Source organism: Bradyrhizobium arachidis, from assembly GCF_015291705.1.
GTDB classification, from domain to species: domain Bacteria; phylum Pseudomonadota; class Alphaproteobacteria; order Rhizobiales; family Xanthobacteraceae; genus Bradyrhizobium; species Bradyrhizobium arachidis.
Map to the genome: position 1 here is coordinate 7,803,587 of NZ_CP030050.1, position 25,347 is coordinate 7,828,933.

The window sequence follows — 25,347 nt, forward strand, 5'->3', positions numbered from 1 at the left end:
GACATAAAGCCGGTCAAGTCAAGCGACCGGACGCATACCCAGGGAATGAAACATGCCGGAGAGTGCCGCTTCGAAGCCCGCCGCAGAGCCGTTCCGCGCCTCGATCATGCAGATCGAGCCGCAATGGATCGACTATAACGGCCATCTCAACATGGCCTACTACAACGTCATGTTCGACCGGGCGATCGACGAGCTCTGGCTCGAGCTGGGAATGGGTCCGGCGTACAAGAAGGAGCGCCACGGCTCGACCTTCACCGCTGAATGCCACGTGCGGTACTTGCGCGAAATCCACCTCGGCGATCCCGTGCAGATCCTCGTCTGGCTGCTCGCCGCTGACGACAAGCGGCTGCACACATTCGAGGAGATGCGGCACGCGACCGAGGGCTGGCTGTCGGCGACCTCGGAGAACATGTCGCTGCACATGGATATGAATGCGCGGCGCGTTGCGCCGTTTCCGCCTGATGTCCGGGAGCGCGTCGTTGCGGTCACCAAGGCCCACAGCGCCGTGCCGCGGCCCGAGGGCATCGGCCGCAACGTGGCGATGCCCTCGAAGCGCTAGCTATATTCTGGTGCGGCCACGCGCCAATCCGACCACGGCCGAGACCAGGAACAGAACGACCGCGATGAAGAAGATGATCTTGGCGATCTCGATCGAAGCGCCGGCGATGCCGCCGAAGCCCAGGATGCCGGCGATCAGTGCGATAACCAGAAACGTCACAACCCAGCCTAGCATGGCGAAAACCTCGTCTTGATGTCTGTCTGCGATCGACGCGGCTGACCGCGCCACCTGCCCAGACAATCTCGACGTGGGAACGATGGTTCCCCACCCGGCCCGGTGGAAATTGGCCCGGCTTTCGGGAACAAATCGGGCCGCCGCGTACGTGGAAAACCCCGTCCCGGTGCCCCATATAGGCAGCAATCCCTGTTAAGAAGGCTCCCTCCCGTCACCCCGCGGTGCCATCGTGGGGCCAAATGATTCGCATGACCGAGCCGAGCAAGATTACCAGCGTTCCCGACCACCAGCCCGCAGCCGGCGGCATCGCCGCGCGTGCACGCGCCTCCGTGGGCCCGAAATATCTGTCCGGGCTCAATCCGGAGCAGCGCGAGGCGGTGGAGACGCTGGACGGTCCGGTCCTGGTGCTGGCCGGCGCCGGCACCGGCAAGACGCGCGTGCTGACGACGCGCATCGCCCACATCCTGAGCCAGGGCCGCGCCCGGCCCGCCGAGATCCTGTCGGTGACCTTCACCAACAAGGCCGCGCGCGAGATGAAGCACCGGCTCGGCCAGATGCTCGGCCATGCCGTCGAAGGCATGCCATGGCTCGGCACCTTCCACTCGATCGGCGGGCGCATCCTGCGCTTCCATGCCGAGCTGGCGCAGCTCAAGTCGAACTTCACGGTGCTCGATGTCGACGACCAGGTACGGCTGCTCAAGCAGCTGCTCCAGGCCGAGAACATCGACGACAAGCGCTGGCCCGCACGCATGCTCGCCGGCCTGATCGACGGCTGGAAGAACCGCGGCCTGATGCCCTCGCAGGTCCCCTCCGGCGAAGCCGCTGTCTTCGCCAACGGCAAGGGCGGCAAACTCTATGCGAGCTATCAGGAGCGGCTGAAGATCTTGAATGCCGCCGATTTCGGCGACCTGCTGCTGGAGAACATCCGCATCTTCCGCGAGCACCCGGATATCTTGCGGCAGTACCAGCAGCGCTTCAAATTCATCCTGGTGGACGAGTATCAGGATACGAACGTCGCGCAGTATCTGTGGCTGCGGCTCTTGTCGCAGGCGCCTTCTTTCACCTCTCCCCGCGTGCGGGGAGAGGTTGCATCGCGAAGCGATGCGGGTGAGGGGGACTCTCCAAGCACCGAGCTCGTGGAGACTCCCCCTCATCCCGACCTTCTCCCCGCAAGCGGGGAGAAGGAGAAGACGAAAAACATCTGCTGCGTCGGTGACGACGACCAGTCGATCTATGGCTGGCGCGGCGCCGAGGTCGACAACATCCTGCGCTTCGAGCACGATTTCCCGGGCGCAAAAGTCATTCGCCTCGAGCGCAACTACCGCTCGACCGGTCACATCCTTGCCGCCGCCTCCCATCTGATCGCGCACAATGAAGGCCGGCTCGGCAAGACGCTGCGCACCGAGGACCAGGACGGCGAGAAGGTCACGGTGAAGGGCTCGTGGGATTCCGAAGAGGAAGCCCGCGGCATCGGCGAGGAGATCGAGCAGATCCAGCGCAAGGGCGAGAAGCTCAACGAGATCGCGATCCTGGTGCGCGCCTCCTACCAGATGCGCGAGTTCGAAGACCGTTTCGTCACGCTCGGCCTGCCCTATCGCGTCATCGGCGGCCCGCGCTTCTATGAGCGCGCCGAGATCCGCGATGCGCTGGCTTACTTGCGCGTCATCAACTCGCCCGCCGACGATCTCGCCTTCGAGCGCATCGTCAACGTGCCCAAGCGCGGGCTCGGCGACGCCACTATTCAGATGTTGCACGACCACGCCCGCAAGCGCCGCATCCCGCTGTTCGAGGCGGCGCGCGCGGTGGTCGAGACTGACGAGCTGAAGCCGAAGGCACGCGGAAGCTTGCGCGACGTCGTCGCCCAGTTCGACCGCTGGCGCGCCCAGCGCGAGGTCACCTCGCACACCGAGCTGGCGCAGATCGTGCTCGACGAGAGCGGCTACACCGAGATGTGGCAGAAGGACCGTTCGGCCGATGCCGCCGGCCGGCTCGAGAACCTCAAAGAGCTGGTGCGCTCGATGGAGGAGTTCGAGAACCTGCAAGGGTTCCTGGAGCACATCTCGCTGGTGATGGACCGCGAGGGCGGCGCCGAGGACGATGCGGTGTCGCTGATGACGCTGCATTCGGCCAAGGGCCTCGAATTCGACAACGTGTTCCTGCCCGGCTGGGAGGAAGGCCTGTTCCCGAGCCAGCGCACGCTGGACGAACAGGGCCGCGCCGGCCTCGAAGAGGAACGCCGGCTCGGCCATGTCGGCCTCACCCGCGCCCGCCGCCGCGCCATGATCTATTTCGCCACCAATCGCCGGATCCACGGCACCTGGTCGACCACGATCCCGTCGCGCTTCCTCGACGAATTGCCCGCGGCCAATGTCGAGATCACGGAATCCAAGGGCGGCTCGGCCTGGGGCGGCGCCGGTGGCTATGGCGCCTCGCGCTTCGACGACATGGAGGCGTTCGGCTCCAGCTATTCGACGCCGGGCTGGCAGCGCGCCCAGGCCAACCGCAACCGTGGCGGCGGCCGCACTGGCGGCAGCCAAAGCGGCGGCTTCGAGGAAGAGACCGCGTCGTTCTCGTCCGCCTCGTCATCCGGCCCCGATTTCGGCAGCTTCTCCTCGCGCCGCCGCGGCCCCCTCACGATCGAGGGCGAGCTGGTCGCCAAATCGACCGGCACGACCTCGGAATTCTCGCTCGAAGACCGCGTCTTCCACCAGAAATTCGGCTACGGCCACGTCACCAAGATCGACGGCAACAAGCTCACCATCGCCTTCGACAAGGCCGGCGAGAAGAAGGTCGTGGACAGCTTTGTGCAGAGGGCGTGAGACCCTTGCACACAAGGCCATCCACTCAGCCGTTCAGGATGTTGGCGCCCTGGTCGTAAATCAGCTGGTCGACGTGCCCGGCCCCCGGCGCGATCTCGAGCCGCCAGCCCAGCGCCACATCGAGGCTGCTGGCCAGCTTCGTGCAGTGTTCGAGATGCCAGAGACCACGCGCGAGGCGGTGAGGCCCCTGGGCCATCGCCTCGTCCCAGCGCGGCAGGTCCGGAGCATCAGGGTCGTTGTCGGCATCGCCCAGCAGGATGACGAGCGAGCGCCCCAGATACCTCCGCAAATCACTTGTATCGAGGCCAATCCCTCCCATGCCGTCGGGATAGTCCTTGGCGAGGTTCGGCAGCATGTAGCATCCGCAATTGGCGGCAACGGCAAGATCGACCGAAGCGGCCTCGTTGAGCGCGAGATAGCGCAGGACGAATTGGGCGCCCGCGGAATTGCCGAACAAGCCGAAGGTTTCTCGGCTGGACCCGATCGCATCCCGGACATAGTGAAACAGCCGGTCGATGACCCCGAAATTCCAGTGATCGCGCGGCTGGAGCGCGTTGTCCGGCGGTGGCAGCCGCACGCCACCGAAATTGTATGCGGAGATGCCCGGGAACTGCTCGGGATCGAACTCCGGCACCAGCACGATTTGCCCGTTGCGTTCGGCCTGAGGAGCGAGCAGATCGCGAAACGCCGCGGCAGCGCGATCGACGCCATGCATCGCCACGATAATGCGTGTGTGCGCATTGCGCGATCGGGGGCAGAACGAAAAGACTCGCATCGTGCGTGGCGAGGGGACGGCACCATCATCACAAAACACGAATGAGCCGGCGCCTTCAGCCAGAGTCAATTTGGTCAATTGCTTGCCTCCTGAGATGCGGTATTCATAATTGAATGAAACCGGGCGGCACAACCATCGAGGCCACCAGTCCTGCCATGCCTCACTACGTCGCCATCATCGAAGACGCCGGTCCGGACGACGCCGTCAGCCTGTGGTTTCCCGATCTGCCCGGCTGCATTTCCGGCGGCGATGATGCCGACGAGGCCCTGGAGAATGCGCCCGAGGCGCTCGCCTTCTATGCGCAGGAGCTGATTGAGGACGGCCGCGAGCTTCCCCCGCCGCGGACGCTGGACGAACTCAAGGCCGATCCGGAGTTCGCCGAGGACCTCAGGAAACACACGGCCGTCCTGATCGAATGGCCACCCCTCACTGAGGCCACGGAGTGAGGACTGTTCGCCGCACTCGCCGGACTCTCGACCGTTCCGGGGCGAACAGCCCTTGACCACCGCGAACTTCCCCGTATCAGATGCACATATGGTCCGGGGCTCCATCACACTGATCTTGCTGGCATTGGGGATGCCGTCGCTTGCGGCGGCGGAGACCATGAGCTTTGGCGATTCGATCGGAAAGCTGGCGGCGAGCTGCGGCGCCGAAATCGTCGCCAATTGCCGCGGCGTCAACCCGGATTCGACCCGGCTGAAGGAGTGCCTGTCGCGCAACCGCGACGTGCTCTCCCAGCAATGCGCGAGTGACTATCTCAGCGTCTTCGACGCCATCCAGAAACGCATCGCCGCGCGCGTCACCGTGGCGAACGCCTGCCAGCGCGAGATCGTCAAGGTCTGCGGCGGCTCGACCAAGGAGACCAGCAAGTCGGTCCCCTGCCTGGTCTCGACGCCCAAGGGCATCAGCAACAACTGCCTGAAGGCCGTCGACGACGCGGGGTATCGCTGATGCGCGCGCCCTGGCTCTCCACCGCCGGAATCGGCATCGCGCTCGGTCTCGCCTTGCTCGCGGACCCAGCCCACGCGCAGACGGCGGCAGCGCCGACCCGCGACGACATCGTCGCCAAGCTCAACCATTTCGAGGAGGCGCCCGAGGTTGATCTCCCTGCGCTGAAGCAGCAGGTGATGGAGCGCGCCAAGGCCAGGATCAAGAACGATCCGGGTCCGGTGAACCGGCCGCCGATCGCGCCCGATCTCGCCAAGCTGCCCGCCTTCAATGCGCAGATCCAGTTCGACGCCGACACGCCGATCATCCAGCCGGCGTCCTACCAGACCGTCGGCCGCATCGCCGACGCGCTGGTTCATTCCTCGTTGCTGCCCTACACCTTCCTGATCGTCGGCCACGTCGAATCCAATCAGAAGACGCGCGAGGCCAACGCAATCCTGAGCCAGCGCCGGGCGGATGCAATCCGCGACGTGCTGGTGAACACGTTCAAGATATCGACCAAGCGACTGCATCCAATCGGCCTCGGCGAGGAGCAGTTTCTCGACCGGGCCAAGCCGACCTCGGCGGTGAACGGCCAGCTGCAAATCCTGACCTTCGCCAAGGTGCCGGAGGAAGCGCCCGCGCATCCGGCTGCAGCGCCTGCGCCTGCGGCGAAAAAGCCCGCCAAGAAGCGCTGAGGATGCACCTCTCGGCGCCTGGCGGAACCCCTTGAAGTTCTTCCGTTTTGTGACCTGTCTCACAGCGCGACAACACGGTTTTGCGCGACGATAGGGCCGGTTTGTGCACCGCCCTGTCAGGTGCTATAGCCTGTTCTCGCCCTTCCCAACCCCACGATGCACGAGACCGAGATGGCCAGTTATTTTCAACGCCAACTGGCGGACTACGTCGAATATCATCGCGATCCCTGGAACTGCGCGATGCACGTGGTCGGTATCCTGCTGCTGTTCACCGGCGCCGTGCTGCCGCTGACTCTCGTGCATTTCTCCGTGTTTGGGGTCGAGGTGAGCCTGGCGGTGATCCTGGCACTGCCGGTGCTGGTCTACTGGCTGATGCTGGACGCCGGGATCGGGCTCGGCATCCTCGCCGCGATGATCGTGCTGCTTTCGGTCGCAACCGCGATCGGCAATCAGGTCTCGATCGTCATGATGTGGTCGATTTTTGCGGCGCTGATCGGCTTTGGCGTCGCATCGCAGATCGTCGGCCACAGGGTTTTCGAGGAACGGCAGCCGTCGATGGTGGACCATCCCACGCATTTCCTGCTTGGACCGATGTTTGTCATGGCGAAATTGTTCATTGCATTGGGCTTCCGTCGCGACCTTGCCGCGATTCTGGCGCCTGTTCCGGCCAATTCCCTTTCAACCCGATAGCTCTAGAAGCGAAACGGCAAACCTTCTGCATGGCTCTCGTACTGGTTACCGGTGGCAGCGGCTTCATCGGACATCACCTCGTAGAAGCGCTCCGCGCCCGTGGGCAGCGGGTACGCGTTCTCGATGTCCGTGCGCCGGCCGCGGCGAACGCCGACGTTGAATATGTCCATGGCTCGGTGCTGGACGGCGCCGCGGTCGACGCTGCCGTCGCGGGCGTCGATCAGGTCTATCACCTCGCCGGCCTGCCCGGCATGTGGGTTGCCAACAAGCAGGATTTTCACGACGTCAATTGCCGCGGCACCGAGGTGGTGCTCGCAGCCGCGATGAAGCGCGGCGTGTCGCGCTTCCTGCACTGCTCGACGGAATCGATCCTGTTCCCCTATTCCGACCTGGGCGGCGTCGCCGCCGAGGAGGCGCTGCAGCCGGCCGATGCGATGCCCGGCGCCTATACGCGCTCGAAGTCGCTCGCCGAGCATTTTGCGGCGAAGGCCGCGGCCAGCGGCTTCCCGCTGGTCATCGGCACGCCGACCATGCCGATCGGCGCCGCCGACCACAATCTGACGCCGCCGACCGCGATGCTCTGGTACTTCCTCCAGAAGAAGGTGCAGCCGCATCTCAACTTCCTGGTCAATCTGGTCGACGTCCGCGACGTCGCGATGGGCCTCGTGCTGACCATGGAGCGCGGCCGCCTCGGCCAGCGCTACATTCTCGGCGGCGACTGCGTCCCGCTCGGCCGCATCCTGCGGATGATGTCGGCGATGAGCGGCCGCCGGCAGTTTCCGATCGTCGTGCCCGGCAAGATCGCCGAGCTCTCCGCGATCATGCTCGAATCCATCTCCGACCACATCACGCGCCGGCCGCCGAACGGCACCGCCGAGGGCGTGCGCATCGCGCTCGCCGCGAGCGATCTTTCGATCGGGAAAGCCCGTAACGAGCTCGGCTATTCGCCACGCCCGATCGAGCCGGTGCTGCGCGAAACCATCACCCATCTGCTCGCCCGCAACGGCCAGCAGCCCTCCGGCGCCATCGAGCATCACGCGCTGTCCTCGCGCGCGGGCTGAAGCCGCCGCCCAACGCAAAGAACCTTCATGTCCTTCGATTTCAGCAAGCTTCTCTCCGTGGCCTGGGGTGGCTGGACCACGACCTGGCCGACCGAACTCCTGGCCCTGATCTGGCTCGCCTTTCTCGCCAGCTGGGTCGGCGCCTCGTTCTGGCAGGGGCAGACCAAGAAGCAGGTCATGACGCTGGAGTCGCAGCGCTATCGCCTGCCGATCCTGATCGGCGGCATCCTGTACACGCCGTTCATTGCGGAGGTCTTGGGCTGGAAGCCGCTCTGGGTGCTCGGCAACGCCGGCATCTACATCGCCGCGGTCCTCTCGGCTGCCGGCATCGCCTTCGCCTGGTGGGGCCGGCTGCATCTCGGAAAATTCTGGTCCAACACCATCACCCACAAGGAAGATCACCGCGTTATCGACACCGGCCCCTATGGCATCGTGCGTCACCCGATCTACACCGGTTTGATCTTCGGCATGCTCGTCACCGGCTTCGCGATCGGCAGCGTAACGACGATCCTCGGCGCCATCCTGATCTCGCTCGGCATGTGGCAGAAGGGCCGGATGGAAGAGGTGTTCCTGTCGAAGGAGCTCGGCGAGGACGCCTACGGCGCCTATTGCCGCCGTGTGCCGATGATCATCCCGTTCACGTCGCCGCGGTGAGCGCGGCTTCGGCTTCCACCTCCCGCTTTCTCAGTGCAACGCTGCTACTAGCCCCGTCATCCTGAGGTGCGAGGCTTGCGATGCGGATGCATCGCGAGCCGAGCCTCGAAGGATGCACGGCCGAGATGCAGCCGGGCCGTCCATCCTTCGAGGCTCCCCATGCGGCGCCGTGCGCCACATGGCTCGCACCTCAGGATGACGGGGATGCGTCGCGAGCCCGGAACATTCCGCCACGGAACCGCCCCTCCGCTCGTCCGTTAGCCCTCGACACCTGCACCAGAAGCAGAGCATCGAGCCGAGCATCAAACCATGTCGGACGCCTACGATTATTTCCGCGCGCATGCGATCGCCGCCGTCCGTAAGGCGCGGGCGCTGCCGCCCGGGCGTTCCAAGCAGAAGCAGCGCACGGTGGCGCGGGTCTATCATCTGCTGTCCCGCGAGGCTGCGCTCGCGCCCAACGTCCATCACCTCGACGATTTCCGCGCGGCGCGGCGGCTGGAGCGGCAGATCGGCCGCTGACCTCTCCATGCAAATTTGGCCGGCTGCCATTCCGCGGGAATAGACATCCGCCGAGTTCCCTGGCGGTTGACCTTTTTACCGCCAACCAGTTGGATGCGCGCGCAACGAGGCACGACATTTCATCGTTGATCTGGAGAGGTCGGCGATCAGGCCTGAGCCCGCGCGGGGTTTTTGGCGATCGGCGTTGGACGGTGCCGCAGAATTCGACAGGGGCGTCTCATGACTTTTTCCAGCATCTTCGCGCAGTTCGTCGCGTTACTCGGCGGCATCGCGCTGCAATGGCGCAAACTGTCGGGCACCGAGCCCGCGCCGGCCTGGGGCCAGACGCCCGCCATTCCCGAAGCCAAGCCGCAAGGCGCGATCCCGACCCTGAAGATGCCGACCGCGCGCGGCTGGAGCGAGGGCCACAAGCCGACCGTCGCGCCCGGCCTCAAGGTCAACGCATTCGCGAGCGGCCTCGACCATCCGCGCTGGATCGAGGTGCTGCCCAATGGCGACGTGCTGATCGCCGAAGCGACGCAGATCGCAGGTCCCCCGCGCAGCGTGTTTCACTACGCGATGCAGGCGACGATGCGGCGCGCCGCCGCGCTCGGCGTGTCCGCCAATCGCATCACGCTGCTGCGCGACAAGGACGGCGACGGCGTCGCCGAAGTCCGCGGCGCCTTCATGGAGAATCTCAACCAGCCGTTCGGCATGGCGCTGGTCGGCGACACTTTTTACGTCGGCAACACCGACGGCGTGATGGCCTTTCCTTACGTCGCCAATGCCGACCGCATCACCGCGCCTGGCAAGCGGCTCACCACGTTCAAGCCGAGCGGCCACTGGACGCGCAGCCTGCTGGCAAGCCCCGACGGCAAGAAGCTCTATGCCGGCGTCGGCTCGCTCAGCAACATCGCCGAGATGGGCATGGAGGTCGAGGAAGGCCGCGCCGCGGTCTACGAGCTCGATCTCGCCGCCGGCACGCATCGCATCTTTGGTGCGGGCCTGCGCAATCCCGTAGGCCTTGCGTGGGAGCCGAATACGAGCGTGCTCTGGACCGTCGTCAACGAGCGCGACGGCCTCGGCGACGAGACGCCGCCCGATTACCTGACCTCGGTGCGCGACGGCGGCTTCTATGGCTGGCCCTATTGCTACTGGGGCAAGACGGTGGACGACCGCGTGCCGCAGGATCCGGCGATGGTGGCCAAGGCGCTGCAGCCGGACTACGCGCTCGGCGGCCACACGGCTTCGCTCGGCCTGTGCTGGATGCCCGCAGGGACCCTGCCCGGCTTCGGAGACGGCATGGTGATCGGCCAGCACGGCTCGTGGAATCGCAGCACGCTGTCCGGCTACAAGCTGGTGTTCATCCCGTTCGCGAACGGCAAGCCGTCCGGCCCCGGTCGCGACATCCTGTCGGGATTCCTGTCGCCGGACGAGAAGGAATCCTACGGCCGTCCGGTCGGCGTCGTGATCGGCCCCGACAAGAAGTCGCTGCTGATGGCCGACGACGTCGGCAACGTGATCTGGCGCGTGACGGGCGCGTAAAGCTCTATTGTCTGAGCATGATCTTTCCGGAAAACCGCTTCACACTTTTCCGGATCATGCTCTAGGTCCCCACGCACAGCGTGGCGCGCTGCTTGCGCAGCAGCGCGATCACGGACAGCGCGGTGATCATTCCCGTCTTGGGGTTCTCGGACGGAACGTTCTCGATGCCCATCGAGAACCGCGCCGAATCCGCCTCCACCTCGATGCGGTGAACATTGCGCGTCACGGTGGGGTCGGCCCAGACCTGCATCTGAGTGCGATCGGGCCCGATGCCCGCCAGCGACAGCGCAACAGCGACATTGACGTTCGCGGGGAAGCCCTTCGCCCCCTCGCGCGCGCTGCCCTCGAACAGTTTCAGCGGCTCGCGCAGATTATCGATGTCGATCTTGTTCTGGACGATGAAGGGCGCGCCTCTCAGGCCGTCGATCGGCTTGCGCGTCACCATCTTCACCGAATGGATGGTGCCGACCGCGGCGGCGTTGACGGCATCGAGGCCGATCAGTGCGCCGGTCGGCACGAGGATGCGGCCGCCATTGGCGCGGGCGAGATCGACGAGGTCGAAATTGTCGAGCAGGCCACCGACGCTGACCACGACCGCGGCTTTGCCCCGCTTCACCGCGGGCTCGACGATGGAACGCAGATGATTGCTCGGCGCGCATTCGACCACGATGTCGGCGGCGTCGCCGAGCTGGTCGATGGGCATAACTTTCGGCGGGCGACGCACGCTGCTCAGAAAGGCCTGATGCTTGGCGGGATCGCGCACGGCCACCGCGGACAGCGCCAATCCTTCGATGCCCTGATCCAGCGCGGTCGCGATCTTGGTGCCGATCGAGCCCAATCCGGCGATGGCAACCTGCAACTCGTTCGGCGCTTTCGATCCAGTCATCGCATCCACCTTTGGTCCAAGCCTACGTCATAGCCCCTCACGCCTCCCGCGCATAGCGGCGCAGGCGCGCTTCCAGCACCGCCAGCATGGCATCGCGGGCGGGATCGCGCGAGCCGCGCAGCCAGGCGGCGGCAAGCGGCAGGCGGCCGACCGGGCCGTTCTGCCTCGGCCGCAGCGGCACGAAGCGCACGCCTGAGACCGCCATCCGCGTGGTCCAGCGCGGCACGATGGCAACGCCGAGCCTGGTTGCCACCAAGTTGATGATGGTCTGCTTCTCGTCGGCGACCTGCACGATGCGCGGCGTCAACCCGGCCTGCTCGAACAGCTTGATCGTGAGGTCGTGGCTGTGCGGCCGCGAACGGCGGTCCGGCACCAGCATCGCCTCGTCGGCGATGTCGGCGAGCGTGATCGATTTGCGCGCGGCCAGTGCGTGCCGCTGCGGGAACGCAACGATGGCGGTCTCCTGGAGCAGATCGCGGAATTCGAGCCGCTTGTCCGCACGATCGGGCGGACGGACGAAGGCGAGATCGAGCGCGCCGGTCAAAATCTTCGGCAGCAGCCGGACGGTCTTGTCCTCCAGCAGCTGCACCGCAATCTCCGGATGCCTGGCGCGGAAATCACGCAAGAGCGGCGGCAGGAGCCCGGCTGCCGCGCTGTCGATGGCGCCGACGCGGAGCCGCCGTGCAGCCCCTGCACGCGAGCGGTTGCGCAAATTGCTTTCGACCGCCTCGACCCTGGCGAGGATGGCGCGGGCATCGCGCAGCAGCGTCGTGCCGTCGTCCGTCAGCGACACCGCGCGCGTCGTCCGCGCGAACAGCCGCGTGCCGAGGTCTTCCTCCAGCAGCCTGATCTGCCGGCCGAGCGCGGAAGGCAGCATCTGGAGCTGCTGCGCCGCGCGGCCGAAATGCAGCTGCTCGGCCGCCGCCACGAAGCATCGAAGCTGATGCAGTTCCATTTAAGGTCCTCACGTCCACACGCAGTCGTCATGCCCGGGCTTGTCCCGGGATCCACGTTCTTCGTGCCGCGGGGAAAGACGTGGATGGCCGGGACAAGCCCGGCCATGACGCCGTGGAAGCACGCCCTGGCGAGGATTATATCATTTTTTTGTATAAACCAGCGCCAATTGAGTATGCCTCCTGCCCCCGCCTAGGCTTGCTGCTGGCATCGACCTTCCGGGTCCGCCGACACAACAACAAACCGGAACCTGAGGAGGCCAGGGTGGCGAGCGAGATTCAGACGCGCGTGCTGCGCAAGATCACCTGGCGCATCGTTCCCTTCATCATGCTGCTGTACTTCGTGGCCTTCATCGACCGCGTCAACATCGGCTTTGCCTCGCTGACGATGAACAAGGACATCGGCCTGTCGTCCGCGGTCTACGGCTTTGGAGCCGGCATCTTCTTCTGGGGCTATTTCCTGTTCGAGGTGCCCTCCAACATCATCCTGCACAAGGTCGGTGCGCGGATATGGATCGCGCGGGTCATGATCACCTGGGGTCTCGTCTCGGCCGCAATGGCGTTCGTGCAAGGGGCGACCAGCTTCTACATCCTGCGCTTCCTGCTCGGCGTCGCCGAGGCCGGCTTCTTCCCCGGCATCATCCTCTATCTCTCCTACTGGTTCCCGGCGCGCCAGCGCGCCGCGGTGACCGCGCTGTTCATGGCGGCCGCGCCGCTCTCGACGGTGCTGGGCTCGCCAATCTCAGGCGCGCTGCTGGAGATGGACGGTCTGCTCGGCTTCAAGGGCTGGCAATGGCTGTTCGTGCTCGAGGCGTTGCCGGCCGTGCTGCTCGGCTTCGTCGTGCTGGGCTTTCTCACCGATCGCCCCGAGAAAGCAAAATGGCTTGCCGAGGACGAGCGCCGCTGGCTGGTCGAGACCATGAATGCGGAGACCACCAGCAAGGCCGCGACCGCAAGCCACAGCATCTGGCGCGGGCTCGCCGATCCCCGCGTGCTGGCGCTGTCGCTGATCTATTTCGGCACCTCGGCCGGCCTCTACACGCTCGGCGTCTGGGCGCCGCAGATCATCAAGCAGTTCGGCCTGTCCTCGCTCCAGGTCGGTTTCCTCAACGCATTGCCGGCAACCGCCGCCGTCGTCGCCATGATCCTGTGGGCCCGGCATTCGGACCGCACCGGCGAGCGCACCTGGCACGTCGTGTGGGCCTGCCTGATTGCGGCCGCGGGCCTCGCCTATGCCGGACTTGCCGCGGGCGTCGTCGCCGTGCTGCTCGCGCTGACGCTCGTCAACATCGGCATCTCCTCGGCCAAGCCACCGCTGTGGAGCATGCCGACGCTGTTCCTGTCCGGCCCCGCGGCTGCCGCCGGCATCGCCACCATCAACTCGATCGGCAATCTCGGCGGCTTCGTCGGCCCCGCCATGATCGGCTGGATCAAGGACCAGACCGGCAGCTTTGTCGGCGGGCTCTATTTCGTCAGCGGCCTGCTCGTTCTCTCCGCAGCCCTCACTTTGCTATTGTCGCGCGCAAAGACTGCGCCCGTCGAACCCGTCCCGCAATCCCACTGACACCCCAAACGGAGCATCTTCATGCGCACCCATTCGATCGCAGCCATTCCCGCCGACGGCATCGGCCCCGAGGTGATCTCGGCCGGCGTCCGCGTGCTGGAGGCTCTCGCAAAACGCAGCGGCGACCTCGCCTTCAACGTCAAAACGTTCGACTGGGGCTCGGACTATTACAAGAAGCACGGCGTGATGATGCCGGCCGACGGTCTCGCCGAGCTGAAGAAGTTCGACGCGATCTATTTCGGCGCGGTCGGCGCGCCTGATGTGCCCGACCACATCACGCTGTGGGGCCTCCGCCTGCCGATCTGCCAGGGCTTTGACCAGTATGCCAATGTGCGGCCGACCAAGATTTTGCCCGGCGTCGCCTCGCCGCTGCGCAATGTCGGCGTTGGCGATCTCGACTGGGTGATCGTGCGCGAGAATTCGGAAGGCGAATATGCCGGCATGGGCGGCCGCGCCCACAAGGGCCTGCCGGAAGAGGTCGGCACCGAGGTCGCCGTGTTCACCCGCGTCGGCGTCACCCGCATCATGCGCTATGCGTTCCAGCTGGCCCAGTCGCGCCCGCGAAAGCTGCTGACCGTGGTGACCAAGTCGAACGCGCAGCGCCATGGCATGGTGATGTGGGACGAGATCGCCGCCGAGGTCGCGACCGAATTCCCCGACGTCACCTGGGACAAGATGCTGGTCGATGCCATGACGGTGCGCATGACGCTGCATCCGAAGAGCCTCGACACCATCGTTGCGACCAATCTGCACGCCGACATCCTCTCGGACCTTGCCGGCGCGCTGGCAGGGAGCCTCGGCGTGGCGCCGACCGGCAACATCGATCCGCAGCGCCGCTTCCCCTCGATGTTCGAGCCGATCCATGGCTCGGCCTTCGACATCACCGGCAAGGGCATTGCCAATCCGGTCGCGACGTTCTGGACCGGCGCGCAGATGCTCGAGCATCTCGGCGAGAAGGATGCGGCTGCGCGGCTGATGAAGGCGGTCGAGCGCGTCTGCGCGGCCGGCGTGCTGACGCCAGACGTCGGTGGCAAGGCGACGACGAAGGAAGTCACGGATGCCGTGATCGACGCGATTCACGGATCGAACTTGTAGCGGACTGAGGAGCCGGCGGTCGAACCGACATCCGACGCCAAACTGGCGGGGCCTCGCGCGCGGGAGCGTCGAGCCCCCTCCATCAACTTCGCGATCCTCTATTCCACGAACTCAAACGACCGCCCGCGGCCCCGCCTCACTGGACGCCATGGCGAGCGAAGTCATCGCCGATCTTGGCCTCGATGATCCTCGCTGCCGAGATGTCGCTGTCGCCGCCGGCTTGGTCACCCTGCCTGAGCTTGGCAAGTCCGCGCCCATAAAGCGCGCTTGCCAGCTTCGGCTCGACGCGCAACGCCGCATTATAGTCGTCGATGGCCGCGGCGAGTTGGCCCATCTTCAGATGGATCAGCGCACGCGAGTCGTAGGCCGCGGCACTGTCCGATCCCGACTGGAGCGCCCTGTTGCAGTCGTCGAGCCCGGCCTCGAGATTGCCGAGGGCGGCCCGTATCCAGCAAAGTCCACTCCAGGCAAGATTCGAATTCGGATCGAGACGAATCGCCTCGTCGAAGTCGCGCGCGGCGCGCTCGTACTCGTTCATCTTAATGTAGGCTTCGGCTCGGTTGACGAAGGCACCGCCATAGTTGGGATTGAGCTTGATCGCCTCGTCGAAAGCCTTCACCGCGACGTCATACGCCCCCTTCTTCAGATAGGCCACGCCGCGATTGTTGACCGGTTTGACGTAACCCGAGGCGAGCTCGATCGCCTGATCGAAATCCTTGATCGCGAGGTCGTACTCCGCCGTCACGACGTAAGCATTGCCGCGATTGTTGTAGGCGACGGCCAGCGCGTCCGCATTGGCCTCACCCGAACCAATGAGCGCCGTACAGCCGACGATCCTGGCTTGAGGCGGAACGTCCGCGCCGTTGCACAGTTCGATGCTCTTGAGATTGCTGTTTTCCTGCGGCTGTCGCGCCGCTGCCGGTGAGCCGACCAACAGCAAAACGAGGATGGTCGCCGCGCCGTCGATGAGAGCGCCCCTCATACTCATGTCCGTATCGGCTCCCACTGCAATGGATGACGCAGCGCGGAATCGCTTCAGCATCCTCGGCAGATGGTCAGCTTGCGATTGGCTGCGTCTGCGGGCTGCTGCGGCGGGGCGGCTGCACGCTTCTTCAGCGCCTTGCTCTTGCCCTCTTCGATCAGAGTGGAGAATCTGGTGGAACCATCATCCTGGATTTCGATGTGCGGCGTGGTGCCTCGGATTCCCATGGTCGCGACGGGCGTATCCACCTTCATGTCGCCGGTCTTGGCGACCTTGCCGGCAACAAACGTGGCCGTTCCCTTGGTCAGATTGAAAAACGTCGCATTCGACTTCCCCTCCGGCTCGTACACATACTCGTCCAACGTCATGCTAGCGTTGCTGGACAGATTGAACGACGAGCCATCGGTGAAGTTGATGCTGACCCGGCTGTCGACCTCGGTTCGCACCACGTCGCCCAGATATACGACATCGCCAACCTTGGTTTGGCCGGCCTGATCGCCAAGGCTCGCCTGGACCACGACCGCACCCTTGTGCTCGATCGTGACCACGCCGGTGACGCGGATGACCTTACCGATGAGTTTTGGCGCAACATCCTGGACGGCGGGCTTCACAGAATCGACTTGCGCTTGCGCGGGCCCAGAGAGGGTACTTGCAAATACCCAAACGAAACCGGTCGCGAAAGCTGCAATCGTCTGTCTGCACATGACCCGCCATCTCCGAGAAGATCTCGTTCGCATGGCCGCGCGATGGGCTCTTTGAACCTCGGCGGCGCCCGCACGTCGTGCATCGCGGAATCTACCACCTGAAGCGGCCCCATGGACCAGCCTACAAATGGAGTACTCCTTTTGCGTTTTCCACCGTCGCGCCGGGGCGCTTAAGCTCGCAGGAAGGGGGGCCCTGCTCCTGGCTGGCCCCGCAGGGATCGAGTTTCAAAACGTTTTCGGCGTGCAGGGCCCAATCAGCCGACGCCAGTGCATTCTGTTTCTGTGGCGTAGGCAAGACCAACAAGACTGCGGCATCGCGCTGAGCCAGAATTGTCCAGCAGGCGAGGCCCAATGTTGGTTGCGTCCGGCGTTGAACTCTCGGATGAGGCCGTCGCGATCCCGCCTCACCAAATCATCGGCATCGTTCAGACGGCGATTGGTCGCACAACTCTCACGCGAGACAACTCCGCGGCAATACAGGTCAGCGTTGGCGCCCCTGTCTGTCATGGTGACACAATCGAGACTGCCGCGGACGGACAGATCGGAATTCTGCTCGTCGACGGCACCGTCTTCAATCTCGCCGGCGGAGCCCGGATCGAGGTGAGCGATTTCGTCTACGATCCCAACGACACCGTGCGCGCGATCGTGCTTGCGGTGACCAGAGGAAGCTTTTCCTTCGCAGCCGGCCGGCTGGGCAGCGGCGGCACTCTGACGGTCGACACGCCGTTGGGAAGCCTTCGCGGCCGCTCCTATTCGAGCGGTTTCGGAATACTGACGCTTGCGGCGCTGACCTTCTCGATGATGCCGGACGCAAACGCCGCGGACCCCGACGCCACATTCCTGGATGACGACAAGATCAATTACAAAGACCTTCAGCACGGCTCCTTCGAGCTCATCACCAAGGAGGCGGTGCCGCGACACATCATCGTCGAAGATCCCGGCGAGACCATCGTCCTGAACAGGATCGGCTCCTCGGTCAGGGTCGATCAGGTCGCCAATAGTGCTACGCGAATGGAGGAGTTGCAGTCGGCGCAACAGGACGTGCTCGCCAATCTCACGCGGGGGCCGACGGGATCGAGCACACCTCCTTTCGGCGATTCACTCTCGATTCAGCATATCAATTTCACGTCGCATGACTCGACTAGGCCGCAAGACCCGCTTCCGCCGTTGCCGCCGTTCGACATCCCTGTTCCCATCATCATACATACGCCGCCGTCTCTGGGCCTGCCCGCCGGACCGGTCGAAGTCGACACGATCCATTTCGACCAGTTCACCACGGCGAGCGGTACTTTCACGGCCAACAGTTCCGAGACCGGCGCCGTACTGGCCTTCGGCCTCAGCGGGGGAACAGCCGGCAGCACGACACTGAATGGGGTGACCTACAATCTTTCGCAGGCGGGTCCCTTTGGCACCCTTTTCCTGAACAGCACGTCCGGCGCCTACGCCTTCGTTCCGAACAACGATGCAATCAACGCCCTGCAATCGCCGACGACGACGAGCTTCCTCATCACAGTTTCGGACGGCTCGCTCTCGGTGGGTCAGGCCTTCACGATCAACATCAACGGCGCCAACGACGCGGCTATCATCTCAGGCAACGTCAATGGCACGGTGGCGGAGGCAGGCGGTGCCACCAATGCGGCGCCTGGCGCGCCAACGGCAACCGGCACGCTCACGGATGTGGACGTCGACAACCTGCCCAATACGTTCGCGGCGGTCAGTTCGCCGACCATGAGCACGGGTGGCTATGGCTTCTTCACGATCACGGCAGCCGGCGTGTGGACCTACATGCTCGACAACACCAATCATGCGGTCCAGGCCCTCAATGTCGGGGACACCCTGACCGATACCTTGACGGTGACCAGCATCGACGGCACCCCGCAAGTCGTCACGATCACGATCCATGGCAGCAACGACGCCGCCATCATCTCCGGCACCGCCGCCGGTGCTGTTATCGAAGGCAGCTGCACCTCGCCCGGTACGTCGATCGCGACGGGCATGCTTGCCGATGTCGACGTCGACAATCCGTCCAACACCTTCGTGGCGGCCGGCTCGCCGACGGCGAGCGTGGGCGGCTACGGCAGCTTTACGATGACAGCCGCCGGCGTGTGGACCTACACACTCGACAATGCCAACACCAAGGTACAGGCGCTCAACAACGGCCAGACGCTGACCGACAGCTTCACGGTAACCACGATCGATGGCACCGCACAGGTGGTGACGATCACCATCAACGGCAGCAACGATGCGGCCGTCATTTCCGGACAGACGGCCGGCTGCGTGATCGAGGCCGGGGGCATCGCCAACGGGAAGCCCGGGACGCCGGTCGCCTGCGGTACACTGACCGACACCGATCCCGACAATCCGTCGAACACCTTCGTCGCGGTGAGCTCGCCCAAGCCGAGCGCAGGCGGCTTCGGCACCTTCACGATGACGGCGTGTGGCACGTGGACCTACACGCTCGACAACTGCAACAGCACCGTGCAGGCGCTGAATGCCTGCGGCACGCTGACCGACACATTCACGGTGACGACCATCGACGGTACGCCGCAGGTGGTGACCATCAAGATCTTCGGCACGAATGACGCCGCAATCATTTGCGGCACCACGACAGGCTCGGTGCTCGAGGCGGGCGCAATCTCACCCGGCAGGCCAGTCGCGGTTGGCACGCTCACCGATACCGATGTCGACAATCCGGCCAACAGCTTCACCGCCGTGACCTCGCCGACTGCAAGCGACTGCGGCTACGGCACCTTCACGATGAGCGCCACCGGCGTATGGACCTATACGCTCGACAACTGCAACAGCGTGGTCAACGCACTCGATGCCTGCGATACGCTCCGCGATCATTTCACGGTGACAAGCATCGACGGCACCAAGCAAGAGGTGACGATCTCGATCCATGGCGCCAGCGACTGCGACCCCAACGACTTCGACAATCTGGCCACAGGGACGACCGTGGTATCGGATCCTCCGTTCGTCGGCGGGCCCCCCGGACACGATAGCATCGCTGATACGACGGCCGAGACCCTCCCCGTCGACCAGATCTCCGCGGCTCAAGCAGCCGACGCGAACCATAGCCTTGATGCCGGTCAAAGCCGGACCGGGCCGAGCGAGCATCCCGGCTCTTCCGACTCGGCCGGGACTGCGACACCCGGCCTCTTGGAAGTAGCGAGCGTTTCGCCATTGGCGGACTTCAAGTTCGTCTTTGAGCAAATTGGAAAAGACGACAGCAACCATTCGATGTCGATCAGTCCGATCAGCACTGCAACCGAAAGTCATTCGGGACTGGAAGTTCCTTTCAGTACACCGGACGGCTTCCACTTTGCATCCGCCCAACACACCAACAGCGGCAAGGCTGCCGAGGCGCCTGGCGATGCGAGCGCCGCCGATACCGGGGGCGCGCTTGATATTCAGCTGCATTCCAAGGCCAACGGCGCGTCTGGCTCAGAAGCAAATCCGCACGCAGCAGACAATTTTAAATTCCTGAATCCGGGTCACGAGAAATCGAGCACCGCCGTCGTGGACGATCTTCCGTCACCGTCCGATCAGCACGGACACGCGGGAGAGACCAAGGGACATGCTGACGCGGCGCCAATGACCGAGGCTTCGCATACGGACAATGGTGCTCACAACGGACACGTCGACCATCCCGTGCAGCACGATCTCATCGTGTGAGGCTGGCCGCGCAGCAAGCCCCGGATCCGCAGCGATGCTACCGCCGGCCTGGCGGCGCAGCCATGGCAGCGGCAGGCTCGGGCGGCGTCAGGTGGCGCGGGACGATGATGGTCTGGCCGGGCGTGAGCTGCGCGTTCTCGGCCAGCGAGTTGCTCTGCGCGAGCGTCCACAGCGGCACGCGGTTGGCTGCGGCGATGCTCTCCAGGGTGTCGCCGCGGCGTACCGGCACGCGCACCCCGCTGTCCCATAATTCGACCAGCGTATCGCCCGGCACGAGATAGCGCAGCGGCACGGCATCGGCCTGGGTCTGCGGCGGAATGCGCGGCAGCTGCGTCACCATCTCGATGATCTGGCGATGGATGTCGTCCGACTTCTCGATGTTGATATGCGAGACGCGCGCGTTTTCCTTAAGGTCGTAGCTCGCATAGTGACCGCGATAGCCGGGCACCGCCACGACGTCGCCGCCGCCGAGCACGCTGTCGGACATGAAGATGTTGATGAAGCGCTCGACATTGAGTGGCACGTCGCCGGTCGCATGCGCGGGGTCGATGGCGACCACGAGGCTGATCGGGATGTTCTCCTTGGCCGCCATCTCGGAGATCACGATCGAGCACAGCCCGCCCATGGAATGGCCGATCAGCACGATCGGTGCGGGGCTCTCCTTGTAGCTGGCGATGGCGCGGTTGCCGATCAGCCGGCAGATGGTGAATTCGTAGACGTCCGCCGAGAAGCCGGCCTTGGTCAGCTTCTCGCTGAGCCGGTCCATGCCGGTCGAGAAGATCGGGCCCATGGCGCCGCGGAACAGGTAGATTTTCGGCGGCGGCAGCGGCTCGAAGGGCGCGGCAGGCGGAGCGACGGGTACGGCAGGGACCGCCGCAGGCTTAGACTTCGCCGGGGACGCAGCAGCCGCAACGGGATTCAAGGCGAGCAGCGCAAGCGCTGCCAGCACGACAACTCGCCTCAAATCGATCATCAGATCAGCAGTCCCACCACAGGAGGTATTACGCCCCTCCCCACGGGGGCTTAGTGACCACCGATTGGGTGGATTTTGGGGCACGGAACCTCAATCGAACGAAGCCCATGGCTGGGCCTCGCAGGCATCCAGGATCACCGAACTCTGGATGCCCTTATAGGCATCATCGTCGAAAAAGACCGAATAGGCGGGCGGCCTGTCGCCTGACGGGCCGCGCTGCCTCAGGCAGACGAAATACGATCCCGGCCCGTGGTCGCTATGGCGGACGTCGGTTGTCTCGAGTCCGCCGGTCAGCTTGACCTCGGCAGCCGCTTTCTTGACGCCGTCCTGCAACGCCTTGGCGCCCGGCGGACGCGGAGGATGATAGGCAGGAGGCAGATTCGCGCTCGTTGCGCATCCCGCGAGCAACAGCGTCAGGACGGCGGACAAGGCCGCCGGAGACCGGCGCCTCATCCCTGGGTCAGGAAGAGATAGAGGCAGCCCGCGACGGTCGGCAGAAACGCGACCAGGGCCGTCATCCAGAAGCCGGGCTCGAGCATCGCCTCCTGATCATCCGTCTCGCCGGCCACACGCCGATCCGCGACCGTGCGGCTCCACGCTTCGTCAGCCGTGAACAGGGGGACGCTCCTCGCTCGCGCATCGCGGCGCGCTGCGCTTTTGCGCAAAGCGCGCTCGGAAGGGCGTGTCGTTCCGGATGTCAGCATGTGATGTCTCTGATCGGCTATCGATGTGTTGAGCTCGGAGATCGGCGCGCAGCGGCATTACTGCGTCAGCGGCTGCTCTGAACCCGGCCCGGGCGGCGACGCCGGGTCTGGACTGTTGGCCGGACTGTCCTTGGCGCCGGAATCCGTCCAGGCCGGCGGCAGGCCGAGCCCCTGCCCCGCAAGGCCGGTCAGGCCTGGAAAGCGCCCGAACGCCTCGCACGCGACGTATTTCGGTGCGCCGCCGAGCCGCACGGGAATGCTCTCCATCGGCGGCAGGGCAGCGATACCACCGAACGGCGACTCTCCGGTCGTGACCAGCTTGGCGAAGTCCGCGCCGAAATCGGCGGCGAGATCGTAGGCATCGCCTTCGTTGGCGACGCGCGCGGAATTCGAGATGGAATTGGCGCTGCGCGCCCACACCATGGCTGCTTTCTGAAATCCGGCGAAGTCGCGCGCTTCCGCTTCGACCGACAGACTGCCGAGGCCGACCGGAAGCCGCGGCACCGGCACGGGTACGCCGGGAAGCGCGACGGTCTTGGCGATCGACAGGGCTTTCGACGCGCCGGAGGCAGTCGCGCTGGTCGGCGTGGCATGCGTCACCGTCGCCTGAACCGTGAGGTCGGCGTCGTCATCGTTGGAGACGATACGGAAGCGCTCGCTCAAGCGGAGACAAAGTTCGCGGCTGACGGCGTTGGCGACGAGGCGGCGCTCTTTGTCGTTCAGCGCAACGCCAGGGCGCGCAGGAAACGCGGTCGATGCGATCCGGATCGTCTTCGCCGCGAGCAAGTCCTTCTTGTTCATCCGGATCTGCGACCGCGTCACCAGTCCGTTCGCATCCGACATCCGGTCGTAGCTCCTGAGCGAGCCGGCCCGTTCGAGCGGCGCGGTCGCGCAGCCACCGAGCGCCAGCGCGACGCTCATCAGGGCCGTCCGTGGCAAGCGCATGGTCCCATTCCCGCATCGACGGCTTATTAGAGAGATTGCTCTAATAATCACTCTCACGCCCCGCAACACCCGGTCAACATAAATAGATGGAACTCTCTAATTTTGATTTTCTCGTGGCAAATCGTCGTGCTAAACGGGGCGAGTGTGAATGGAGATGTCCGATTTGAGGAAGGTCGATCCCGTCAAGCATGAGCAGAAGCGCCAGGAGATCCTCGGCGCGGCGATCCGCTGCTTCATCAGGGACGGCTTCCGCGGCGCCAGCACGACGGACATCTGCACCGAGGCCGGCATCAGTCCCGGCCACCTCTACCATTACTTTCCGAGCAAGGAGGCGATCATCGAGGCGATGATCGATCTGGGCGTTGCGCATGCGGCGGAGCGGTTTGAGAGGATTCTCGCGGCCGACGACGTAATCGAGGCGCTGCTCGTCGACATCGAGGACAACAGCCTGCGCTTTCGTCCCGCCCAAATCCTCAATCTGGATGGCCTCGCCGAGGCAGGCCGCAATCCGGACTTCGCCAAGATCATCGAACGGCACACCGCGGCGGTCCGCCGCATGTGGAGCGACTTCCTGCGCCACGCGCAACAGCAGGGGCGGGTCGATCCAGGGCTGGATCCGGATGCGACGGCGAACATCCTGATCGCCCTCATCGACGGATCCCGCGCCCTGCCGATCCGCAATCCCAAGCTGGATATCAAGCAGAGCGCGGCGCATCTGCGCACGATGCTGCTCCGCTTCCTGCGGCCAGCCGCGGCGCAGAGCACCGCGAGCAAGCCGCGCAGTCAAGGGACCAGTCGTCCGCTCAAGCTGGTCAGGAAGCGACCATAGGGCATCCCCTGCGGCGCGGCCTGCCGCAGCTGCGCGTCGCCGTCACTGCCGGCTCTTGAGCCTGTCGCGATGCGCGGCCTGCTTGGCGCGGTTGCCGCAGATCGCCATGCTGCACCATCGCCGCGCGCGCCTGCGGGTGTGGTCGGCGAACAGCATCGTGCAGTTATGGCCCTCGCACGCCTTCACGTCGGAAAAGTCTTCGTCGCAGACGAATTTCGCCATCGCTTCGCCGATAGGCAACAGCAGGGACTCCGGTGATCGCCAGCGCCGCGTCCTCTGCAGCGCAAGGCCTTCCTCACCATGGCGAGGCCCGACTTGCAGGAACGTCTCATCGCGCTCCAGGATGCCGTTCAACGGGCCAAGCTCGTGCAGCGCCTTCGCCGTCAGCGGCCGGCCCGCATGCTCCAGAACAAAGCCCCTGAACCACTCGCGCAAGGCGCGGGCCTGATCGGCGACCTCGTCGAGGTCGGCCGGTCTGGCGCGCGCCGTCAGCGCATCCAGCTCCTCCGGCAGCACCAGCTTCGCCTGCGCCAGCCAGTCGATCAGGCCATCGCCATCGTCGAGCCAATCGACGGGCGTATCGACTGGCGTCGCCACCGAGTTGAGGAAATCGAGGCCGAGCGAGTCGGCGATGAACATCGCGGGTGGTCTGTCCATGAGCGGTCCTTGGCCCGTCGTGAGAAGGCAACCCTGTTGTAACCAGTAAAATAGCAATTGACAAGTTACTATCAACTTTCATAACCTGAATATGACGATTTAACAGGTTACGTAAAATGGAGAGGGTCATGACCCCGACGACCTACCGCACCGCAGACGTCGACGGCTTCAAGGTGTTCTATCGCGAGGTCGGCCCCAAGGGCGCGCCGAAGCTTTTGCTGCTGCACGGCTTTCCGAGCGCAGGTCACATGTTCCGCGACCTGATCCCGCTGCTCGCGGACAAATATCATATCGTCGCGCCCGACCTTCCCGGCTTCGGCCAGTCCGACATGCCGCCGCGCCAGGACTTCGTCTACAATTTCGAGAACATCGCGCATGTGATCGAGCGCTTCACCGAGGTGATCGGCTTCGACCGCTTCGCCATCTACGTCTTCGACTATGGCGCGCCGATCGGCTTCCGGCTCGCGCTCAGCCATCCCGAACGGATCACGGCGATCATCTCGCAGAACGGCAACGCCTATGAGGACGGCCTCAGCGACGGCTGGACCCCGATCAAGGCCTATTGGCAGGACCCCTCGCCGGCGAACCGCGAGGCGCTGCGCGCCTTCCTCACGCCGGAGGCGACGCGCTGGCAGTACACCCATGGCGTCCCCGATCCGTCCCTGGTGTCGCCGGACGGCCAGAACCTCGACAATTTCTATTTGGCGCGCCCGGGCTCGGACGACGTGCAGCTCGACCTGTTCGGCGACTACAAGAGCAACGTCGCGCTCTATCCGCTATTCCAGAGCTATTTCCGCACGCGCAAGCCGCCGTTCCTGGCGGTGTGGGGCAAGAACGATCCGTTCTTCATCCCGCCGGGGGCCGAAGCCTTCAAGCGCGACAATCCCAACGCGGTGGTTCAGTTCTTCGACACCGGCCATTTCGCGCTGGAAACGCATGCGCGAGAGATCGCGGAGAGCATTCGCGCGTTCTTGAAATGA

At 64.8% G+C, this 25,347-nt stretch carries 26 protein-coding genes; 15 read left to right on the forward strand and 11 right to left on the reverse strand.

Annotated features, from left to right (window positions below; translation table 11 throughout):
- The first annotated feature begins 52 nt into the window (after positions 1 to 52).
- The gene (locus WN72_RS36780; RefSeq protein WP_027560570.1) at positions 53 to 559 is read left to right on the forward strand and encodes a thioesterase family protein; all 507 of its coding nucleotides are present in this window, start codon (positions 53 to 55) and stop codon (positions 557 to 559) included.
- Here the strand turns inward: WN72_RS36780 and WN72_RS36785 are convergent, their stop codons facing one another.
- On the reverse strand, positions 560 to 733 hold the full coding sequence (locus WN72_RS36785; RefSeq protein WP_011089300.1) for a DUF1328 domain-containing protein: 174 nt from the start codon (positions 731 to 733) through the stop codon (positions 560 to 562). It abuts the gene before it with no gap.
- 239 nt (positions 734 to 972) lie between these two features.
- Between WN72_RS36785 and WN72_RS36790 the strand changes: the two genes are divergently transcribed.
- Positions 973 to 3,552 (forward strand): ATP-dependent helicase, encoded by a 2,580-nt coding sequence (locus WN72_RS36790; protein ID WP_092212617.1) that lies wholly within the window; start codon positions 973 to 975, stop codon positions 3,550 to 3,552.
- 25 nt (positions 3,553 to 3,577) lie between these two features.
- Here the strand turns inward: WN72_RS36790 and WN72_RS36795 are convergent, their stop codons facing one another.
- Positions 3,578 to 4,273 carry a hypothetical protein gene (locus WN72_RS36795; RefSeq protein ID WP_208617476.1) on the reverse strand — a complete coding sequence of 232 codons (696 nt, stop codon included), beginning with the start codon at positions 4,271 to 4,273 and terminating at the stop codon, positions 3,578 to 3,580.
- Positions 4,274 to 4,482: 209 nt separating this feature from the next.
- Here WN72_RS36795 and WN72_RS36800 point away from each other — a divergent pair, with 209 nt between their 5' ends.
- The 8 genes from WN72_RS36800 (at position 4,483) to WN72_RS36835 (ending at position 10,400) form a co-directional block, all read left to right on the forward strand.
- A complete protein-coding gene (locus WN72_RS36800; protein WP_027560573.1) occupies positions 4,483 to 4,773 on the forward strand; it encodes a type II toxin-antitoxin system HicB family antitoxin in 291 nt (96 codons plus the stop codon).
- An 88-nt stretch (positions 4,774 to 4,861) separates the two neighbouring features.
- Positions 4,862 to 5,278 carry a hypothetical protein gene (locus WN72_RS36805; protein WP_027560574.1) on the forward strand — a complete coding sequence of 139 codons (417 nt, stop codon included), beginning with the start codon at positions 4,862 to 4,864 and terminating at the stop codon, positions 5,276 to 5,278.
- The gene (locus WN72_RS36810) at positions 5,278 to 5,952 is read left to right on the forward strand and encodes an OmpA family protein (protein WP_027560575.1); all 675 of its coding nucleotides are present in this window, start codon (positions 5,278 to 5,280) and stop codon (positions 5,950 to 5,952) included. The genes WN72_RS36805 and WN72_RS36810 overlap by 1 nt, the downstream gene beginning before the upstream one ends.
- A gap of 171 nt (positions 5,953 to 6,123) precedes the next feature.
- Positions 6,124 to 6,642, forward strand: a complete 519-nt coding sequence (locus tag WN72_RS36815) for an Mpo1 family 2-hydroxy fatty acid dioxygenase (RefSeq protein ID WP_092213060.1) — start codon at positions 6,124 to 6,126, stop codon at positions 6,640 to 6,642.
- 29 nt (positions 6,643 to 6,671) lie between these two features.
- Entirely contained in the window at positions 6,672 to 7,703 is a 1,032-nt protein-coding gene (locus WN72_RS36820) for an NAD-dependent epimerase/dehydratase family protein (RefSeq protein WP_092212621.1), read from the forward strand.
- A 27-nt stretch (positions 7,704 to 7,730) separates the two neighbouring features.
- Positions 7,731 to 8,357 (forward strand): methyltransferase family protein, encoded by a 627-nt coding sequence (locus WN72_RS36825; RefSeq protein WP_027560578.1) that lies wholly within the window; start codon positions 7,731 to 7,733, stop codon positions 8,355 to 8,357.
- A gap of 309 nt (positions 8,358 to 8,666) precedes the next feature.
- Positions 8,667 to 8,876, forward strand: coding sequence for a hypothetical protein (locus WN72_RS36830; protein WP_027560579.1), 210 nt, complete (start codon positions 8,667 to 8,669; stop codon positions 8,874 to 8,876).
- Positions 8,877 to 9,095: 219 nt separating this feature from the next.
- Positions 9,096 to 10,400, forward strand: a complete 1,305-nt coding sequence (locus WN72_RS36835) for a PQQ-dependent sugar dehydrogenase (protein WP_092212623.1) — start codon at positions 9,096 to 9,098, stop codon at positions 10,398 to 10,400.
- Positions 10,401 to 10,461: 61 nt separating this feature from the next.
- On the opposite strand, the gene WN72_RS36840 is transcribed toward WN72_RS36835, so the two are convergent.
- Together WN72_RS36840 and WN72_RS36845 are read right to left on the reverse strand one after the other, a co-directional pair.
- Positions 10,462 to 11,286, reverse strand: a complete 825-nt coding sequence (locus WN72_RS36840) for an aspartate dehydrogenase (protein WP_092212625.1) — start codon at positions 11,284 to 11,286, stop codon at positions 10,462 to 10,464.
- A gap of 37 nt (positions 11,287 to 11,323) precedes the next feature.
- Complete coding sequence (locus WN72_RS36845) at positions 11,324 to 12,241, reverse strand: LysR family transcriptional regulator (protein WP_092212627.1); 918 nt, start codon at positions 12,239 to 12,241, stop codon at positions 11,324 to 11,326.
- Between the two features lie 263 nt (positions 12,242 to 12,504).
- On the opposite strand from WN72_RS36845, the gene WN72_RS36850 reads away from it, so the two are divergent.
- Positions 12,505 to 13,803 carry an MFS transporter gene (locus WN72_RS36850; RefSeq protein WP_092213062.1) on the forward strand — a complete coding sequence of 433 codons (1,299 nt, stop codon included), beginning with the start codon at positions 12,505 to 12,507 and terminating at the stop codon, positions 13,801 to 13,803.
- A gap of 21 nt (positions 13,804 to 13,824) precedes the next feature.
- Positions 13,825 to 14,898, forward strand: coding sequence for a tartrate dehydrogenase (locus tag WN72_RS36855; RefSeq protein WP_092212629.1), 1,074 nt, complete (start codon positions 13,825 to 13,827; stop codon positions 14,896 to 14,898).
- Between the two features lie 136 nt (positions 14,899 to 15,034).
- On the opposite strand, the gene WN72_RS36860 is transcribed toward WN72_RS36855, so the two are convergent.
- Both WN72_RS36860 and WN72_RS36865 read right to left on the reverse strand, forming a co-directional pair.
- Complete coding sequence (locus WN72_RS36860) at positions 15,035 to 15,886, reverse strand: tetratricopeptide repeat protein (protein ID WP_092212631.1); 852 nt, start codon at positions 15,884 to 15,886, stop codon at positions 15,035 to 15,037.
- Between the two features lie 47 nt (positions 15,887 to 15,933).
- The gene (locus tag WN72_RS36865; protein ID WP_092212633.1) at positions 15,934 to 16,584 is read right to left on the reverse strand and encodes a FecR family protein; all 651 of its coding nucleotides are present in this window, start codon (positions 16,582 to 16,584) and stop codon (positions 15,934 to 15,936) included.
- A 354-nt stretch (positions 16,585 to 16,938) separates the two neighbouring features.
- On the opposite strand from WN72_RS36865, the gene WN72_RS36870 reads away from it, so the two are divergent.
- Complete coding sequence (locus tag WN72_RS36870; protein WP_244553659.1) at positions 16,939 to 20,259, forward strand: VCBS domain-containing protein; 3,321 nt, start codon at positions 16,939 to 16,941, stop codon at positions 20,257 to 20,259.
- Positions 20,260 to 20,296: 37 nt separating this feature from the next.
- On the opposite strand, the gene WN72_RS36875 is transcribed toward WN72_RS36870, so the two are convergent.
- The 4 genes from WN72_RS36875 to WN72_RS36890 all read right to left on the reverse strand — a co-directional run bounded on the left by WN72_RS36875 (position 20,297) and on the right by WN72_RS36890 (position 22,857).
- Positions 20,297 to 21,232: a LysM peptidoglycan-binding domain-containing protein gene (locus tag WN72_RS36875; RefSeq protein WP_167380611.1), complete on the reverse strand. Its 936-nt coding sequence runs from the start codon at positions 21,230 to 21,232 to the stop codon at positions 20,297 to 20,299.
- 90 nt (positions 21,233 to 21,322) lie between these two features.
- On the reverse strand, positions 21,323 to 21,685 hold the full coding sequence (locus WN72_RS36880) for a hypothetical protein (protein ID WP_244553660.1): 363 nt from the start codon (positions 21,683 to 21,685) through the stop codon (positions 21,323 to 21,325).
- On the reverse strand, positions 21,682 to 21,936 hold the full coding sequence (locus WN72_RS36885) for a hypothetical protein (protein ID WP_092212637.1): 255 nt from the start codon (positions 21,934 to 21,936) through the stop codon (positions 21,682 to 21,684). The genes WN72_RS36880 and WN72_RS36885 overlap by 4 nt, the downstream gene beginning before the upstream one ends.
- 57 nt (positions 21,937 to 21,993) lie before the next feature.
- A complete protein-coding gene (locus WN72_RS36890; protein ID WP_027560591.1) occupies positions 21,994 to 22,857 on the reverse strand; it encodes a DUF3313 domain-containing protein in 864 nt (287 codons plus the stop codon).
- A gap of 172 nt (positions 22,858 to 23,029) precedes the next feature.
- Here WN72_RS36890 and WN72_RS36895 point away from each other — a divergent pair, with 172 nt between their 5' ends.
- Entirely contained in the window at positions 23,030 to 23,710 is a 681-nt protein-coding gene (locus WN72_RS36895; protein WP_027560592.1) for a TetR/AcrR family transcriptional regulator, read from the forward strand.
- A gap of 42 nt (positions 23,711 to 23,752) precedes the next feature.
- Here WN72_RS36895 and WN72_RS36900 read toward each other — a convergent pair whose 3' ends face one another.
- On the reverse strand, positions 23,753 to 24,367 hold the full coding sequence (locus WN72_RS36900) for a CGNR zinc finger domain-containing protein (RefSeq protein ID WP_092212639.1): 615 nt from the start codon (positions 24,365 to 24,367) through the stop codon (positions 23,753 to 23,755).
- A gap of 128 nt (positions 24,368 to 24,495) precedes the next feature.
- Between WN72_RS36900 and WN72_RS36905 the strand changes: the two genes are divergently transcribed.
- Entirely contained in the window at positions 24,496 to 25,347 is an 852-nt protein-coding gene (locus WN72_RS36905) for an alpha/beta fold hydrolase (RefSeq protein ID WP_092212641.1), read from the forward strand.

Bases quoted from the DNA above. Each gene is read 5' to 3' on its own strand.
- WN72_RS36780 (WP_027560570.1), top strand. From the start codon at position 53: ATGCCGGAGAGTGCCGCTTCGAAGCCCGCCGCAGAGCCGTTCCGCGCC.
- WN72_RS36785 (WP_011089300.1), bottom strand. From the start codon at position 733: ATGCTAGGCTGGGTTGTGACGTTTCTGGTTATCGCACTGATCGCCGGC.
- WN72_RS36790 (WP_092212617.1), top strand. From the start codon at position 973: ATGATTCGCATGACCGAGCCGAGCAAGATTACCAGCGTTCCCGACCAC.
- WN72_RS36800 (WP_027560573.1), top strand. From the start codon at position 4,483: ATGCCTCACTACGTCGCCATCATCGAAGACGCCGGTCCGGACGACGCC.
- WN72_RS36805 (WP_027560574.1), top strand. From the start codon at position 4,862: ATGGTCCGGGGCTCCATCACACTGATCTTGCTGGCATTGGGGATGCCG.
- WN72_RS36810 (WP_027560575.1), top strand. From the start codon at position 5,278: ATGCGCGCGCCCTGGCTCTCCACCGCCGGAATCGGCATCGCGCTCGGT.
- WN72_RS36815 (WP_092213060.1), top strand. From the start codon at position 6,124: ATGGCCAGTTATTTTCAACGCCAACTGGCGGACTACGTCGAATATCAT.
- WN72_RS36820 (WP_092212621.1), top strand. From the start codon at position 6,672: ATGGCTCTCGTACTGGTTACCGGTGGCAGCGGCTTCATCGGACATCAC.
- WN72_RS36825 (WP_027560578.1), top strand. From the start codon at position 7,731: ATGTCCTTCGATTTCAGCAAGCTTCTCTCCGTGGCCTGGGGTGGCTGG.
- WN72_RS36830 (WP_027560579.1), top strand. From the start codon at position 8,667: ATGTCGGACGCCTACGATTATTTCCGCGCGCATGCGATCGCCGCCGTC.
- WN72_RS36835 (WP_092212623.1), top strand. From the start codon at position 9,096: ATGACTTTTTCCAGCATCTTCGCGCAGTTCGTCGCGTTACTCGGCGGC.
- WN72_RS36840 (WP_092212625.1), bottom strand. From the start codon at position 11,286: ATGACTGGATCGAAAGCGCCGAACGAGTTGCAGGTTGCCATCGCCGGA.
- WN72_RS36845 (WP_092212627.1), bottom strand. From the start codon at position 12,241: ATGGAACTGCATCAGCTTCGATGCTTCGTGGCGGCGGCCGAGCAGCTG.
- WN72_RS36855 (WP_092212629.1), top strand. From the start codon at position 13,825: ATGCGCACCCATTCGATCGCAGCCATTCCCGCCGACGGCATCGGCCCC.
- WN72_RS36860 (WP_092212631.1), bottom strand. From the start codon at position 15,886: ATGAGTATGAGGGGCGCTCTCATCGACGGCGCGGCGACCATCCTCGTT.
- WN72_RS36865 (WP_092212633.1), bottom strand. From the start codon at position 16,584: ATGTGCAGACAGACGATTGCAGCTTTCGCGACCGGTTTCGTTTGGGTA.
- WN72_RS36875 (WP_167380611.1), bottom strand. From the start codon at position 21,232: ATGATCGATTTGAGGCGAGTTGTCGTGCTGGCAGCGCTTGCGCTGCTC.
- WN72_RS36880 (WP_244553660.1), bottom strand. From the start codon at position 21,685: ATGAGGCGCCGGTCTCCGGCGGCCTTGTCCGCCGTCCTGACGCTGTTG.
- WN72_RS36885 (WP_092212637.1), bottom strand. From the start codon at position 21,936: ATGCTGACATCCGGAACGACACGCCCTTCCGAGCGCGCTTTGCGCAAA.
- WN72_RS36890 (WP_027560591.1), bottom strand. From the start codon at position 22,857: ATGAGCGTCGCGCTGGCGCTCGGTGGCTGCGCGACCGCGCCGCTCGAA.
- WN72_RS36895 (WP_027560592.1), top strand. From the start codon at position 23,030: ATGGAGATGTCCGATTTGAGGAAGGTCGATCCCGTCAAGCATGAGCAG.
- WN72_RS36900 (WP_092212639.1), bottom strand. From the start codon at position 24,367: ATGGACAGACCACCCGCGATGTTCATCGCCGACTCGCTCGGCCTCGAT.
- WN72_RS36905 (WP_092212641.1), top strand. From the start codon at position 24,496: ATGACCCCGACGACCTACCGCACCGCAGACGTCGACGGCTTCAAGGTG.